Source organism: Marivita sp. S6314, assembly GCF_023015985.1.
In the GTDB taxonomy this organism is placed as follows: Bacteria; Pseudomonadota; Alphaproteobacteria; order Rhodobacterales; family Rhodobacteraceae; genus Marivita.
Genome location: NZ_JALKAO010000002.1, coordinates 247,778 through 261,548, shown reverse-complemented (window position 1 = coordinate 261,548; position 13,771 = coordinate 247,778). Strand labels below are relative to the sequence as shown.

Here is a 13,771-nt window from a genome sequence, read left to right as displayed (position 1 = left end):
CATGCGTATCGTCATTGTTGGCGGATCGAAATTCGGCACCGCCACTGCAGAACAGCTGATCGAGCACGGCCACGAGGTTGTCATCATAGACCGCGACCGTGCGCGGCTGGAACGGCTTTCGGAAACGCTTGATTGCGGCATGATTGAAGGGGACGGCACATCCCCAAGCGTTTTGCGGGATGCGCAGGCGGGTGATGACGATGTTCTGATCGCCCTGACCAATGCGTCGGACGACAACATCCTTGCGGCACTTGTGGGCCGGTCGGTCGGCTTTGGCCGGGTCATCCCGCAGATCATTTCACCGGAGTTGATGGAGGTCTGCACAGAGCTTGACCTGACCGATACCATCACGCCGCACGCCACCGTCGCGCGCAGCCTGTGCCGCGCGTTGGAGGACAAGGCAGAGGTGTCCGAGACGCTGAACCTGTCGCGGGAACTGCGGCTGAAGCGGCTTGTTGTGCCGGAGGATTGGACCGGGTCAGGGCTTGGTGATCTTGAACTGCCGACCTCCTGCAAAGCCATCGCCCGCATTCGGGACGATACCGAAGTGCTGGTGTCACAAGACACAAACCTGTCCAGCGGTGATGAGCTTTTGATTGCGGTCGAGACAGATGCGATCGGGGCGCTGGAAAAGATTTTTGACACCGGGAACCTTTGACCCGCTGGCGCGTTAACACCGCAACACAGGAGCATGTTATGCCGAAAGATCATGGCCCCAGCATCAAGGACGACGCCACGTACGAGGCGCTGCGCGACGATGGGTACAGCAAGACCAAGGCTGCACGTATCGCAAACGCGCAAGCCAGTGATGACCAGAACCCATCGGAAAAGGGCGGCAAGGCGGACGCTTACGAAGACTGGACCAAGGATGATCTCTATGACCGCGCCAAGGAACTGGATATCGACGGTCGGTCAGACATGACCAAAGACGAATTGATCAGCGCGTTGAGGTCGCAATGACAGCGATTTCCATAGGCGATCACGTGAAGTGGGAGTGGGGCGACGGGACCGGAACCGGGAAAGTGACCCAGATCTACACGCAGAAGATTACAAAAACCATCAAGGGCACCGATGTGACGCGCGATGCCAGCGATGAGGAACCCGCCTATCTGATTGAACAAGACGATGGCGACACTGTGCTCAAGAGCTGCACCGAAATCGAGCAAGCCTGAGCAGAACCGTAGGAGGTTATCATGGGAATTGAAGTTACAGGAATTGGCGGGCTGATCCTGCTCGCATTGAACATCTGGGCGTTGGTGTCGATCATCGGCTCTGGCGCGTCGACAGGGGCCAAGGTTGGCTGGTCTTTGCTGGTGCTGATCCTGCCATTGCTTGGGTTCATCATCTGGCTGGTCGCCGGTCCCCGGTCGAAATCGGCACGCGCCTAAAATTCAGGACACCCAATGCGAAGCCCGCTTTTCGAAGCGGGCTTTTTTGTGCGCCTGATCGGCAGAGGCCTAACACGCTATGGTGTAAGCGGGTTTGCCGCTGACAGAAGGATGGGCTGGCCGTGCGGCGTGTTGCGCGCGGCCTCTTGCCATTGCGCGGTGACGGATCGAATGACCGCGCCCTCGGCCATGCCCTTGGTCTCCAGCAGGATCGTCAACGCGTCAGACCAGATGTGCCAATACACATCCGCGCCCTGGGTCTGCACCATTGGGCCGAATACCTCGGACCATTCGACCCAGGTGAAATGTCCGGCCTCGTTCAGTGCGACGGTGAGCGCGAAAAGCTGGGCTTGCCAGGGTTCCTCGAACGGGGCGTCAGGCGTGGTCAAGATACGGCTCCCATGCGTCGATACTGACGGTCAGCGTTGGATCGGCGTCGTCGCCATATAGTTCCTGGGCGGTGAACCGCACGGTGTAGAGCGGACACGGCTGTTCGCCTTTGAAATGCGCGTTGGTGTCGGGATAAACATGCGCGCCATGCAAGGCGGTGACAACGCCTGTGCGTTCTCTGGCATAGCTGGGCAGCCGGGTATGGCCCGCCGGTTGGTGATTGCGGGTGCGCACCCTGTCGCCGACCTTGAACAGCGGGGCAGGACCGGGGCGGTCTGACGGTCCACCCGCCTTGAGCACCTGCGGCACGGCCTGCGGGGCAAGACACCGATCCGCCCGGTGGCCCGGTTTGAGTGCTTGACCCGTGGCAAGTTCTTCGCGGGTGAGTTCACCGGCGTTTTCCAATAGAGTTTCCAGCGCGGTCATCCAGATCTTGTAGTAGCTTGATCCGTAATACACCGCCGGTGGCAGGCTTTCGCGGGCATGGCGCGACGCGTCGATGTTCCAATACCCCAGCGCGCCCGCCGCAAGGGTCAGCCCAAGTGCCCGGCGTTCCCAATCGGCGTGAAAGCGGATGTGTTCCTCTTCTGCGACCACTGGGCCAAAGCCGTGGCGACCACCGACATCTTGCGGGCCGTTCATGTGGCACCGGGCCGTTTTGCGACGCCGCAGCCGATCATGCTGTCGCGTGTCACAAGGTCGGCCAGCGCGGCGGCATTCAGACCCTCGGTTCCGGCGGGCCGTTCGGGGATCACGAGGTAGCGCAGTTCGGCGGTCGAGTCCCAGACCTGGATTTGCGTGTCGGGTGCAAGCGTCACACCGAATTCCGCCAGAACCGCGCGTGGCTCGCGCACGGCGCGGGCGCGGTAATCGGGAGCTTTGTACCACGCCGGGGGCAGGCCCAGAACCGGCCACGGATAGCAGGAACACAGGGTACACACGACAAGATTGTGGGTCTCGGGCGTGTTGAACACCGCGTGCATGTGTTCGCCCTGTCGGCCTTCGAATCCCATCGACGCGATTGCCTCAGTGGCGTCGCGGCGCAGCCAGTCGGCAAAATCCGGATCGCTCCAGGCTTTGGCGACGACGGACGCGCCGTTTCTGGGGCCGACCTTGTTTTCGTAAGTGTCGATGATGGCATCCACGGCTGCCGGATCGATCAAGCCTTTTTCGACCAGAACCGTTTCAAGCGCGCGGACCCGCGCGGTCATTTCGTCAAGTTCGTTGTCGTGGTCGTGGTGATCGTGCATGGGCGGCCTCGCTTTGGGTCAGTATGCGCGCAGCAATTGTGAACGCAAGGCGGCTGATGGGGTGGGGCGTCAGGCGGGCACCGCGTCACCTGAGGGTGGCGCGATGACCGTGTCACGCGCCATTTCGCGCAGGTGGCATCCCAGCATCATCAGCGCGGGCCACAAAAGATAGGCTTCGATTTCGATGTTTTCGCCAAAGGACAGCAAAAGCATCGTCATCAGCAGCCCCAGGGGCAGCCGTCCGCGCGGGTGATGCACGGCGTCGATCAGAACCACGATCAGATGCGCCACGAAGGGGATCAGGAACGCCAGGAACCCAACCAGCCCTTTCACGAACAACAACCCGTACCACGTGTGATGACTGCCGATGGGCATGTATTCGACGATATGCGCGCCGGGTTTGACGGTGCCATGTCCGAACCAGAACGCATCCGATTGCCAGCGGTCATAGGCGATGCGCTGCAACGTTTCGCGCACGCGGGTGCTGTCGGCGCGGGCGGATTTGAACCCCTGAATGCCCGCTTTGCCCAGATCCAAGGCGGTGGTGCCCCAGATCGCGGCACTTGAGGCGATGGCAGACACCGCCATCCACGCCCAGGTCCGCGCGATCAGCGGCAGCATCCTTGGGCCCAATGTGCAGGCCACCAGCCCGACCAGCCCCATGCGGGATTTCGAGGCAAGGATCATCAATACCCCCGCGGCCAGCCCGGCGGCCATCCATCCGCGGTGTTTTTCTTCCAGCGCAAAGAGCACCATGATCACGCCAAGCAGGGCTGCAAAGGGCGACCAGGGTGCAAAGAACTGCCAGCGCGGTGTCCAGCTTGCCGGGTCAAAGGTGAACAGGTAGACCGAAAAATACTCGGGGCCCGGGCCGCCAACCGCCTTGAGCGGCGAGGTGAAGATGCGTTCGGGCAGACCGACATAGGGCGCGACCAGAAGCAGCGGCGCGATGATCAGGGTCCAGAGGCCCACGATACATTGCGCGCGGATCAGCACGTCGCGCCGGATCGGAAGAACCGCGCCAATTAAAGGAAACAGCGCCAGAAGCGCCCAGCCCTTGGCCCAGCCGATGCTTGATTTTATGGTCTTTTTCGCACCCAGGCCCCAGTCCAGATGACCGGCCCAAAGCGCGATGAGCATCACCGCCATCCCGGCAAACCACAGCCAGATCAATCCGGGCACCGGCCCAGTCGCGCGCAAATCCTGCCGGATGGCGGGCCCTAGATAGAGCGACAGCGCCGCCAACCCCGCGAGGACCCATGCCAGGATCGGGCCCACCACGTATAGCGCTCCGATGGCATATAGAGGCCACGTCCAGATCAGCGTCGTCCAGACGATCTTTTCGGCGGGATTGGCAGGTGTGACGGTCATTCCGAGCGACCTTTGCCCGGTGCGATCAGCCGCGAGATGATGGGTTGGCGCACCCATGCGAGTGTCAGGCCGATCAACAGCATCAGCGTTGCGGCGATCCCTGCGGCGATCGCCAGCTTGCGGCGCGGTGACGAGGGGCTGTCGGGGCGGGAGGGGTCTTCGAGCACCTGAATAAGCGGGTAAGAGGCATAGACATCGGTTTTCGTCGATTCAGCGCGCGCGATGGCTGAGGCAAAGATCGCCTCGGCCACGGCAAAATCGCGCTGTTTGTCTTCCAGCTCGGCTGCGATCACGGCCAGTTTGCGCAGGCGACTGTCTTCGTCGGCGACCTGTTTTGACATGGCGTGATATTGCTGCTGCAGGCCGGTGCGCGTTGCGCTTTCGCGGACCAGTTCGCTTAGCAGCGTGGCGCGTTGGCCTTCGGGCGCGCGGTCCAGCGCGCGAACGTGGTCTTCGCTCAAACCGGTCACCTCGATCGCGCGGGCAATGGCGGCGCGTTGGCTGTTGTCATGCGCGTCGTGCGCGGCGAGCCGGATCGGGTGTTGTGCGCCATAGGTGGCCTTGGCCTGCGCGAGATCAGCGGCGTGGATCGCAACCTCCTCAAGCAGGGACAGGTATTGCGCATCGGCGTAAAGTTTCAGGGTCACGGCTGCGGAGTTCGGCGGCAGTCCAAGCGCAGTTTCCAGCGCGCGGACCTTGTTGTCTTGCTGGGCCACGTCGGCTTGCAAGACGCGCAAGTCCTGCATCCTTTGGTCATGCGCCGCCACCTGATCGCGATATTGATCGGCAGACAACAGCCCGCTGCGCGCTTGCAGGTCCGATATCTCGCTGCGCGTTTTCTGAACCGATGCGGTGTATTCCTTGATCGCGCCTGTGCCGCTGGCCTGACGCGTGTCGATCTCATCAGCGCGCAGGGCATCAATTTCCTGAAAAAACGCGGTTAAAAGGGCGTCACTGTAGCTTTGGGCGGTCTCGGGACTGCGGGATTTCACCTCGATATGCATCAGGCTGGTTTGGTCCACCAAGGTGATCCGTGGCTGGCCCAGCGATTTTCTGTCCACCCCAAGGGATTTGGCGGCAGCATCCAAAATGCGATCCGCCCCCAGAAGCCGTTTGTAGGTTTCGGTGGGGCTGACCGAGCCGTTGGAAAAGGCGGAGTTGGCAAAAGACGATGCCTGACCGATGTCGCTTAGATTGACAGACGCGGACGCGCCGGACCCGGGAAGGATCAGTGACGCCGAAGACGTGTATTGCAATGGGGCCGTGGTCAGATAGCCGACGATGGGCGCCCACAACCCGCTGGCCGCGAGCAGAAAAATGGCAAGATAGCGGGGCAGGCGGCCCAGATCCGAAAGGCGTCCGCCCACCAGCAGGCGTTTGAACCCCAGCCTGCGCAGCGGTGTGCGATGAATGCGCAGCCAACCCAGACGAGACCGGGTCTGGGGGGCGTTTGGAAGTGTCTGTGCATCAAACATGCGTAAATCCCTTGCTTTGAAAGGGGTTTACGCCGCCGTTTATTGGTGGTCATCCGCGCGCTTGGTTAGGATCAATCGCATTCGGGTGACGGCCTATCCCAACGGATAGGATCAGAACAATCCCGCCTCGCGGGCGATCAAGGCGGCCTGCGTACGGTTGCTTGCACCAACCTTGCGGTAGAGTGTTTTGACGTGCAGCTTGATCGTGGGTTCGGACAAATCCAGATCGCGCGCGATCTCTTTGTTGGACTTGCCTTCGGTCAACCCCTTGAGCACCTGACGTTCGCGTTCCGTCAGTTTTTGCGCCAGCGGGTGTTTGTCTTCGGCGGTTTCAGCCGTCATGAAACCGGCGGGCAGGTATTGTTCGCCCATCGCCATGAACTTGATCGCATTGACCAGCGATTTTGCCGGCAGGGTTTTCGGCACAAAGCCAGCCGCCCCCAGTTCAAGCGCTTTTTCCGCCAGAATGCGCGACGCCTCACCGGTGATCAACGCAACGTGCGCAGCGTTGTCCATCGCGATGGCCTTTTGCAGCCCGTCCAGTCCGTTCATGCCGGGCATGTTGAGATCCAGCAGAACGAGATCGAACGGACCGTCGGTTTTGATCTTGGCCTCGGCTGTCGCAAAGTCCGGTGCGGTGGTCACGTCAATGCCGCCATCGGTTTCGATAAAGGCCACGAGCGTGTCCAGAATCAGTTCGTGATCATCCGCAATCAGTACTTTCATTTGGCACCTCCAATGCGCCAGCCACCCACACGCGCCCATACTTAGCGGTCTGGTCCGGGACGCGAAAGTCCCACAATGGGACAGGCGGTCCTATCCGTTGGAATAGGCGCGGTGCCAATCGCGCCGGGTCTGCCTCCCGATTGGCACAATCGTCAGCCGAAAGCTCCTGAACCTGTCCCGACGCCCGTCTGCCGCGATGGCGTATTTGCTGTCACACCTGTTGGCAGAAAACGACCACAAGCTGCTGGATATCACGACATGAAATTCGAACCGACCCAGACGATGCTGCAAGATGCGCACCCTGCCGATCTTGTTACACCCGCCCTGCCAACCCTGCGCGTTCTTGGCCTGCCTTTGGTGAATGCCAAGCCGAACACAGTGATCGACGCGATGCTGACATCGCCGCGCAAGACCGTCAGTTTCTTCAACGCCCATTGCGCCAACACGCGGGCCGCGTCCCGCGCCTATGCAGCCGCGCTCACGCGCTCTGACTACGTGCTGCCCGACGGGATCGGGATCGAGCTGGCGGCCAAGATGACCGGCCAGCGGCTTGTCGCCAATCTCAACGGAACGGATCTGGTCCCGCAGATGTTGCGCGCCGCGGCGTCGCGCGGATTGTCGGTGTTCCTTCTGGGGGGCAAGCCCGGTGTTGCCAATGCCGCCGCCCAGCGGTTGTGCATGGACATTCCCGGCCTGCGCATTGTTGGAACCCGTGATGGGTTTGAAGAGGCGGAACGCACGGTTGATGTGATCGCGGATATCAATGCCTCCGGCGCCGACATCGTTCTTGTGGCAATGGGCGTTCCGCGCCAGGAGCTTTGGATTGATGCGCACCGCGATCTGATCGCATCCCGTCTCGTCATGGGGGTGGGCGCGTTGTTTGATTTCCTCGCAGGCGAAGTGCGCCGCGCGCCGAAATTCGTCCGGTCCTGCCGGATGGAATGGGGCTGGCGGCTTGCGATGGAGCCCCGCCGGATGGCGCGTCGCTACCTGATTGGCAACGTCACGTTCCTTGCACGCAGCGCGCGTCATGCCTTTGCGACCCGTGACCGGACGCGGGTGAAACAGCGGGCGCTGGACCTTGCCATCTCGGTCAGCGCCATCGCGGTGCTCGCACTGCCGATGCTGGCGGTTGCGGCGCTGGTCAAGCTCGACAGTCGCGGGCCGGTCCTGTTCAAGCAGACGCGGATCGGCAAGAACGGTCAGCCGTTCCCGGTCTATAAATTCCGGTCGATGTACATGGATGCCGAAGCACGTCGTGCAGCGTTGCTGGCGACGTCGGACCGGGAAGGTGTATGTTTCAAGTCGAAAAGCGATCCGCGGATCACCCGGGTCGGCAAGATCCTGCGCCGGTTGTCGCTTGATGAGCTTCCGCAGATCCTGAACGTGATCAAGGGCGAGATGTCGATCGTCGGTCCCCGTCCGGCCTTGCCCGAGGAAGTCGCGGCTTATCCAGAACACGCGCTGGAACGGCTGGCGGCCAATCCCGGCATCACCGGCCTGTGGCAGGTCTCGGGCCGGGCCAATATCGGCTTCGACAAAATGATCGACCTTGACGTGGCCTATGTGCGGTCCCGCTCGGTTCTGCTCGACCTCATCCTGATTGCTTTAACCTTCCGCGCGGTCGTGTCTGGCCGTGGCGCTTACTGATCCCCTTTCGAAAGGACACTGACATGAAACCCGTTCGCAAAGCCGTCTTCCCTGTTGCCGGTCTTGGCACCCGCTTTTTGCCCGCCACCAAATCCGTTCCAAAGGAAATGCTGCCCCTGGTGGACCGGCCCCTGATCCAATACGCCGTCGACGAAGCGCGCGCGGCAGGGATCGAGGAATTCATCTTCGTCACTTCGCCCGGAAAATCGGCGCTTGAAAACTACTTTGGCGCGCTGCCCGCATTGGAACGCACGCTCGAAGAAAAGGGCAAAGATGATATCCTGTCCGCATTGCGCGGGTCCAAGCTGCCCGAAGCGTCCTACAGCTTTGTGCGCCAGGACGAAGCGCGTGGTCTGGGGCATGCGGTGTCACTGGCCCGGCGGCTGGTGGGCGATGAACCCTTTGCCGTGATCCTGCCCGATGACGTGATCCGTGCGCGCCAACCGGCGCTGGCGCAGATGGTGACGGCATTCGAACAGTCGCGGGGTCACATGGTGGCGACCGAGGCCGTGCCAACCGAGAAACTGTCGTCCTACGGTGTGGTTGACATCAAGTCCCAGACTGGCCGTGTGCAATCGCTGAAAGGGCTAGTCGAAAAACCAAGCCCGGCGCGTGCGCCGTCCCGGTCCGGCATCGTGGGGCGCTATATCCTTGAAGCCAGCATCTTTGACTGGCTGTCCTCGTTGGCGCCGGGGTCGGGTGGAGAGATCCAGTTGACCGACGCGATTGCCGCCGATCTGGGGCGCACGGGCGTCAATGGGTTTGCCTTCGAAGGCGAACGGTTCGATTGCGGCTCGGTACAGGGGTTCGTGCAGGCGACAGTGGCCTTCGCACTGGATCGTCCAGATCTGGGCGCAGAGCTGCAGAACTTCGTCACCGCGCGCACGGCACCGCTGCAAAAGGCGGCGTGACCCGGAGGCCTATCCTTTCGGATAGGTCGCTATCCTCATGCCCGTATTCCCTTGAACGCGGACCGCGCGCATAAGGGTCACAACACTCTCACGGAGGACGATATGCGAAAATTCATTGGTCTCGTTGCATGCCTTTACACGCTTTTCGTTGGCGCAGTCTGGGCCGACCCTCTCTCCCCGCCCACGGGGGACGTCGTTTTGACGGTCTCCGGGCAGGTCGGTGTCACCAATCAGGATGGTGCGGCTGTATTTGATATGGATATGCTCAAGGTCATGCCCGCAGGCACATATCAGACCAGCACCATTTGGACCGAAGGCGAAAAGACATTTGTGGGCGTCCCGCTCAAGGCCTTGCTTGAGGCCGTCGATGCGGATGGCAAAACCGTGCTGGCCAGTGCCATCAATGACTACACGGTCGAGATCCCGGTTGAAACGGTGACGGAGTCCGCTCCCTTGATCGCCTACGAAATGGACGGGGCCGCAATGTCCCGCCGCCAGAAAGGGCCGCTTTGGATCGTCTACCCCTATGACAGCGACCCGGCATTCCGGGCCGAGGTGATCTACTCGCGCAGCATTTGGCAACTCGACAGGATCGAAATCGCCGAATAGCGTCCGGGGTCGGAGACCCGAACAACAAGGGGCCGCAGACGATGGCCAAGTCTTCTGGGTACAAACGCAAACGCCGGTGGGTCGCAGGACTCATCGGCTTTGGCCTGTTTGCGACATTTGTTGTGACGCTGTTTCTGGGGCGCGAGGTCATGCTGGACCTTGAACAACAACGCTCAGCGAGTTCGGACAACGTGCAATGGACGTTGACACAGGTCGAGGTGGAATACCTGTCCTTTCTCAATGCGGCAGAGCATATCGCGCATGCGGGGATTGACCCTGAAACGCGGGCTGATGATCTGAATGCGCTGCGCTTGCAGTTCGACGTGTTCTACAGCCGCATCGACACGCTGCGCCAATCGCAGCTGTTCGCCAATCTTCGGCAAGACCTTGCATTTGCAGAACCTTTGGGATGGGTCACCGGGTATCTTGACCAGACGATCCCGCTTATTGATGGGCCTGACGCGGTTTTGGCGGCTGAGGCCGAAACCCTTTGGCAGCAGGCCGACGCCCTGAACGAAGATGTCAGGGCGCTGTCGGTGTCGGGCCTGTCGTACTTTGCCCGTCTGTCCGATGCGCGCCGTTTGGAAACCAGCGACACGCTGGCACGGTTGGCCATTCTGACGTTCGCCTTGTTCCTCGCCCTGGCCGCGCTGAGCGTTTACCTGCTTTACATCAACCGGATCATCCAGAAACGCAGCAGCCAATTGCGGCAATCAAACCACCGGATCAATACGATCCTTTCAGCGTCGCTGGACGCGGTGATCGTGGTGAATTCCAAAGGTCATGTGATTGAGTTCAACGCCGCGGCGGTGTCGATTTTCGGGTATGATGTCGAAGAGGTTCGGGGCAAGCCAATCGGGGATCTGATCGTGCCGGACCATTTGCGGGACGCGCATAATACGGGCATGGAGCGCATGCAGCGCGGCGGGGACCGTCATGTTGTGGGCAAGGGGCGGGTTCAGCTTGAGGCGATGCGCGCAAATGGCGATATTTTTCCGGTGGAACTGGTGCTGCAATCGGCCTTTGACGGCGACGCAGAGATTGTCATCGGGTTCATCCGGGACACTTCGCATCGCGTGAAGGCCGAACAGGAACTGATTTCGGCCCGCGACCGGGCGCTTGCGGGCGAAAAGGCCAAGGCGGATTTTCTGACGGTGATGAGCCACGAAATCCGCACCCCGCTGAACGGGTTGTTGGGAAACCTGTCGCTTCTCAAAAATTCGCGGCTGACCAAGGAACAGTCCCGATTTGTCCATAACATGGGCATCTCGGGCAATGTGTTGCTGAAACACGTGGATTCCGTGCTGGATATCGCGCGTTTCGAGGCGGGCAAACTTTCCATTGTCGCACAGCCTTTTGATCTGAACACGGTGCTGCAGGATCTGGTTGACGGTCAAAGCGGGCACGCTGCATCGCGCGGAACGGTTATCGAATGGCAATGGCTTGGTCCGGTGAAACCGTGGGTCTCTGCCGACAAACAGCGGTTGGAGCAAATCCTGCTGAACCTTGTCGGGAATGCGATCAAATTCACTGAAAACGGGCGCGTGACTCTGGAAGTCGAAGTGTCCGAGAAGGTCGCGGCGCACACCTTTATGTATGAGTTCCGCATCATCGACACCGGTGTCGGGATTGCCGAGGCTGATATCGAGCGGGTGTTTGACGACTTCCACACCCATGACGCATCCATCGGGCGCAAGACCGAAGGCACAGGTCTGGGCCTTGGCATCGCGCGTCGGTTTGCCGATGCCATGGGCGGGGAACTGGGGGTCGAAAGCGAACTGGGGGAGGGCAGTGTTTTCTGGGTGCGCCTTCCGTTCAAACAGGTTGCCGCGCTGGAAGACCACGATGCTGGTCAGGATGTATCGACCGATCAGGCGGCGCTTGATCTCTTGGTGGTCGAAGACAACGAGATCAATCTCGAAGTCATTTGCAACATGCTGGAACTGGACGGGCATTCCGTGACAACGGCACAGAATGGCAAGGCGGGTGTAGACGCCGCGCAGGCCCGCCGGTTTGACGCCATCCTGATGGATATCAGCATGCCGGTCATGGATGGCCCAACAGCCACGCGCAATATTCGGGCGGGGGATGGCCCGTCGCGGGACGTGCCGATCCTGGCGGTGTCTGCCAACGTGCTGCCCGATGCGGTGGATGGGTTCAGGGCGGCGGGTATGGATGCCTTTGTCGGCAAGCCGATTTCAATCGACGCGCTGCGGCAGGCGCTGGCCGAGGTCACGCATCGGTCCGGGCCTCGCACTGGGACCACCATGCCGGTGTCCGAACGGGCTGTAATGCGTCAGAACCTTGGGGACGCGGCCTATGACCGGTTGCAATCGCGCTTCCTGAAAGAGGCAGAGGCCCTTGTCCATGGTCTGGACGCGCGTTTGCAGGACGCGGACCTCGGGTCGCTTGCCGCAGAGGCGCACAAGGTTGCGGGCAGTGCGGCGGTGTTTGACGCGCTGGCGTTCCGCGACGCGTTGATCGCTGTTGAGACGACGGCAAAGACCGGCGACCGGGACGCGCTGCGCGACGTGGTTCACCGTCTGCAGGCGGTTTGGGACAGTACCAAATCGACCATCGATTCCTGAACACGTCCCTGCATGGGAAAGTGGCGGCACACCCGCCGCGCCTTTCCGGATTGATCTGCTATCCCTTGGGATAGGTCGCTCTCCTAACTGGGGCCCAAACTGTCCGGAGGCGCAGGCGACGCGGATCGCGGTGGAGCATAGAACAGGCGGCGAAACCGACCTCACCGCTTGGACCCGACATGATCGCCTTTGCCAGACCTTCAGAATTCACAGCTCAGCTGATTGCCTATGCGGCGTCGGAAGCTGCCGCAAAAGCATCGCGCCTGTTGGTGGTAATCGCCGTCGCCCGCACGATGAGCCCCGAGGCCATTGGCATCGCGGCTGCTGCGTTGGCGTCGGGGGATATCCTGAAGGCGCTGACAGAAAACGGCGTTGGCCAGAAGATCATTTCTGCCAGTGATGACGCGCTGGAGCGCACATGTGCCACAGCGCGCCGGATCTTCTTTGCGTGGTGTGGCGGGCTGTTTGTACTGCAATGCCTGATCGCCGCCGCGCTGGCCTTTTTCGGCAATCCGATGCTGGGCGCGCTGCTGGCGCTTCTGGCGCTTGAATACCTGTTCATGCCGGCCGGTCTTGTGCAGGCGGCGCTGGCGATGCGCGAAGGCAAGCTGCGCCAGACCGCAGCGATTGCCGGAGGGCAGGTGGTTGGGGCCAATGCGCTGACCGTCGTGCTTGCGCTGGTCTGGCCATCGCCGTTGACCCTTGTGCTGCCGCGCGTTCTGTCGGCCCCGATCTGGCTGGTCCTGATGCGCAGGCTGCGCCCCTGGACACCTGTGGCCACGGCTGGACATGCCCCGATCCGACCCTTTGTCACCTATGGCTGGGCGGTGCTTGGCACAGAGATGGTCAAGGTGTTGCGGTTGCAGTCCGACAAGCTGATTGTCGGCGCGCTTCTGGGGGCGGAAAGCCTGGGCATCTACTTCATGGCCTTCAACGCGGGTCTGGGTCTGGCCACCTCGTTTACCCAGGCGTTCTCCGTGGTCCTTTTTCCGCACCTGTGTGCGTCCGGAAACCGCGATGAAGCGGTGCGCCAGTCGCTTGGTGTCTCTCTCTTGATGCTCACGCCGTTGGTTGTGGCGCAGGCGGTTCTTGCGCCGATCTATGTGCCGCTTTTGCTGGGGCCGGAATGGACCGACGTGGCGCATGTGGTGTCGATCCTGTGCCTTGCCGCGCTGCCCACGGTGATCTGGTCGGCAACCGCAGGCTGGCTGCGCAGCGAAGGTCGGCCGCAGCAGGAGCTTTTGGTCAGTGCCATTCTGGCGGCCGCCCTCGCGATCAATACAACGCTGCTTGCGCCGTTTGGGCTGACCGCGATTGCCATCGGCTACCTGTGTGTGTCGACGCTGATCATGCTGTCCGCGGCCCTTGTCATGCTGCCGAAATCAACCGTCCCTCAAACCGTGGAGCTTTGAA

The 13,771-nt window shown here is 61.3% G+C and carries 15 protein-coding genes; 9 read left to right on the top strand and 6 right to left on the bottom strand.

Annotated features, from left to right (window positions below; genetic code table 11):
- Position 1 precedes the first annotated feature (1 nt).
- From MWU54_RS05645 to MWU54_RS05630, 4 genes are read left to right on the top strand one after another with little or no spacing between them, the layout of a single operon-like run.
- Positions 2-658: a TrkA family potassium uptake protein gene (locus MWU54_RS05645; RefSeq protein WP_247081420.1), complete on the top strand. Its 657-nt coding sequence runs from the start codon at positions 2-4 to the stop codon at positions 656-658.
- A 38-nt stretch (positions 659-696) separates the two neighbouring features.
- Entirely contained in the window at positions 697-960 is a 264-nt protein-coding gene (locus tag MWU54_RS05640; RefSeq protein ID WP_247081419.1) for a Rho termination factor N-terminal domain-containing protein, read from the top strand.
- Positions 957-1,172, top strand: coding sequence for a DUF2945 domain-containing protein (locus MWU54_RS05635; protein ID WP_247081418.1), 216 nt, complete (start codon positions 957-959; stop codon positions 1,170-1,172). The genes MWU54_RS05640 and MWU54_RS05635 overlap by 4 nt, the downstream gene beginning before the upstream one ends.
- Positions 1,173-1,193: 21 nt before the next feature.
- A complete protein-coding gene (locus MWU54_RS05630; RefSeq protein ID WP_247081417.1) occupies positions 1,194-1,388 on the top strand; it encodes a PLDc N-terminal domain-containing protein in 195 nt (64 codons plus the stop codon).
- A 77-nt stretch (positions 1,389-1,465) separates the two neighbouring features.
- On the opposite strand, the gene MWU54_RS05625 is transcribed toward MWU54_RS05630, so the two are convergent.
- The 6 genes from MWU54_RS05625 to MWU54_RS05600 all read right to left on the bottom strand — a co-directional run bounded on the left by MWU54_RS05625 (position 1,466) and on the right by MWU54_RS05600 (position 6,600).
- Positions 1,466-1,777 (bottom strand): nitrile hydratase accessory protein, encoded by a 312-nt coding sequence (locus tag MWU54_RS05625; protein WP_247081416.1) that lies wholly within the window; start codon positions 1,775-1,777, stop codon positions 1,466-1,468.
- Positions 1,764-2,420 (bottom strand): nitrile hydratase subunit beta, encoded by a 657-nt coding sequence (gene nthB, locus MWU54_RS05620; protein ID WP_247081415.1) that lies wholly within the window; start codon positions 2,418-2,420, stop codon positions 1,764-1,766. Before nthB ends, MWU54_RS05625 begins: the two co-directional genes overlap by 14 nt.
- The gene (gene nthA, locus MWU54_RS05615) at positions 2,417-3,028 is read right to left on the bottom strand and encodes a nitrile hydratase subunit alpha (protein ID WP_247081414.1); all 612 of its coding nucleotides are present in this window, start codon (positions 3,026-3,028) and stop codon (positions 2,417-2,419) included. The genes nthB and nthA overlap by 4 nt, the downstream gene beginning before the upstream one ends.
- A gap of 69 nt (positions 3,029-3,097) precedes the next feature.
- Positions 3,098-4,399: an O-antigen ligase domain-containing protein gene (locus tag MWU54_RS05610; RefSeq protein WP_247081413.1), complete on the bottom strand. Its 1,302-nt coding sequence runs from the start codon at positions 4,397-4,399 to the stop codon at positions 3,098-3,100.
- Positions 4,396-5,874 carry a hypothetical protein gene (locus MWU54_RS05605; RefSeq protein ID WP_247081412.1) on the bottom strand — a complete coding sequence of 493 codons (1,479 nt, stop codon included), beginning with the start codon at positions 5,872-5,874 and terminating at the stop codon, positions 4,396-4,398. Before MWU54_RS05605 ends, MWU54_RS05610 begins: the two co-directional genes overlap by 4 nt.
- 111 nt (positions 5,875-5,985) lie before the next feature.
- On the bottom strand, positions 5,986-6,600 hold the full coding sequence (locus tag MWU54_RS05600; RefSeq protein ID WP_247081411.1) for a response regulator transcription factor: 615 nt from the start codon (positions 6,598-6,600) through the stop codon (positions 5,986-5,988).
- 258 nt (positions 6,601-6,858) lie between these two features.
- On the opposite strand from MWU54_RS05600, the gene MWU54_RS05595 reads away from it, so the two are divergent.
- From MWU54_RS05595 to MWU54_RS05575, 5 genes are all read left to right on the top strand, one after another.
- The gene (locus MWU54_RS05595; protein WP_247081410.1) at positions 6,859-8,250 is read left to right on the top strand and encodes a WecB/TagA/CpsF family glycosyltransferase; all 1,392 of its coding nucleotides are present in this window, start codon (positions 6,859-6,861) and stop codon (positions 8,248-8,250) included.
- A 23-nt stretch (positions 8,251-8,273) separates the two neighbouring features.
- Positions 8,274-9,161, top strand: coding sequence for a UTP--glucose-1-phosphate uridylyltransferase (locus MWU54_RS05590; protein ID WP_247081409.1), 888 nt, complete (start codon positions 8,274-8,276; stop codon positions 9,159-9,161).
- Positions 9,162-9,263: 102 nt separating this feature from the next.
- The gene (locus tag MWU54_RS05585; protein WP_247081408.1) at positions 9,264-9,770 is read left to right on the top strand and encodes a molybdopterin-dependent oxidoreductase; all 507 of its coding nucleotides are present in this window, start codon (positions 9,264-9,266) and stop codon (positions 9,768-9,770) included.
- A 41-nt stretch (positions 9,771-9,811) separates the two neighbouring features.
- Entirely contained in the window at positions 9,812-12,358 is a 2,547-nt protein-coding gene (locus tag MWU54_RS05580) for an ATP-binding protein (protein WP_247081407.1), read from the top strand.
- Between the two features lie 179 nt (positions 12,359-12,537).
- Positions 12,538-13,770, top strand: a complete 1,233-nt coding sequence (locus MWU54_RS05575) for an oligosaccharide flippase family protein (protein WP_247081406.1) — start codon at positions 12,538-12,540, stop codon at positions 13,768-13,770.
- The last annotated feature ends 1 nt before the right edge of the window (position 13,771 follow it).

What these genes read in the sequence shown, in the direction of transcription:
- MWU54_RS05590 (WP_247081409.1), top strand. Translation starts at nt 8,274, where the DNA reads ATGAAACCCGTTCGCAAAGCCGTCTTCCCTGTTGCCGGTCTTGGCACC.
- nthA (WP_247081414.1), bottom strand. Translation starts at nt 3,028, where the DNA reads ATGCACGATCACCACGACCACGACAACGAACTTGACGAAATGACCGCG.
- MWU54_RS05600 (WP_247081411.1), bottom strand. Translation starts at nt 6,600, where the DNA reads ATGAAAGTACTGATTGCGGATGATCACGAACTGATTCTGGACACGCTC.
- nthB (WP_247081415.1), bottom strand. Translation starts at nt 2,420, where the DNA reads ATGAACGGCCCGCAAGATGTCGGTGGTCGCCACGGCTTTGGCCCAGTG.
- MWU54_RS05640 (WP_247081419.1), top strand. Translation starts at nt 697, where the DNA reads ATGCCGAAAGATCATGGCCCCAGCATCAAGGACGACGCCACGTACGAG.
- MWU54_RS05630 (WP_247081417.1), top strand. Translation starts at nt 1,194, where the DNA reads ATGGGAATTGAAGTTACAGGAATTGGCGGGCTGATCCTGCTCGCATTG.
- MWU54_RS05610 (WP_247081413.1), bottom strand. Translation starts at nt 4,399, where the DNA reads ATGACCGTCACACCTGCCAATCCCGCCGAAAAGATCGTCTGGACGACG.
- MWU54_RS05585 (WP_247081408.1), top strand. Translation starts at nt 9,264, where the DNA reads ATGCGAAAATTCATTGGTCTCGTTGCATGCCTTTACACGCTTTTCGTT.
- MWU54_RS05645 (WP_247081420.1), top strand. Translation starts at nt 2, where the DNA reads ATGCGTATCGTCATTGTTGGCGGATCGAAATTCGGCACCGCCACTGCA.
- MWU54_RS05605 (WP_247081412.1), bottom strand. Translation starts at nt 5,874, where the DNA reads ATGTTTGATGCACAGACACTTCCAAACGCCCCCCAGACCCGGTCTCGT.
- MWU54_RS05635 (WP_247081418.1), top strand. Translation starts at nt 957, where the DNA reads ATGACAGCGATTTCCATAGGCGATCACGTGAAGTGGGAGTGGGGCGAC.
- MWU54_RS05595 (WP_247081410.1), top strand. Translation starts at nt 6,859, where the DNA reads ATGAAATTCGAACCGACCCAGACGATGCTGCAAGATGCGCACCCTGCC.
- MWU54_RS05580 (WP_247081407.1), top strand. Translation starts at nt 9,812, where the DNA reads ATGGCCAAGTCTTCTGGGTACAAACGCAAACGCCGGTGGGTCGCAGGA.
- MWU54_RS05575 (WP_247081406.1), top strand. Translation starts at nt 12,538, where the DNA reads ATGATCGCCTTTGCCAGACCTTCAGAATTCACAGCTCAGCTGATTGCC.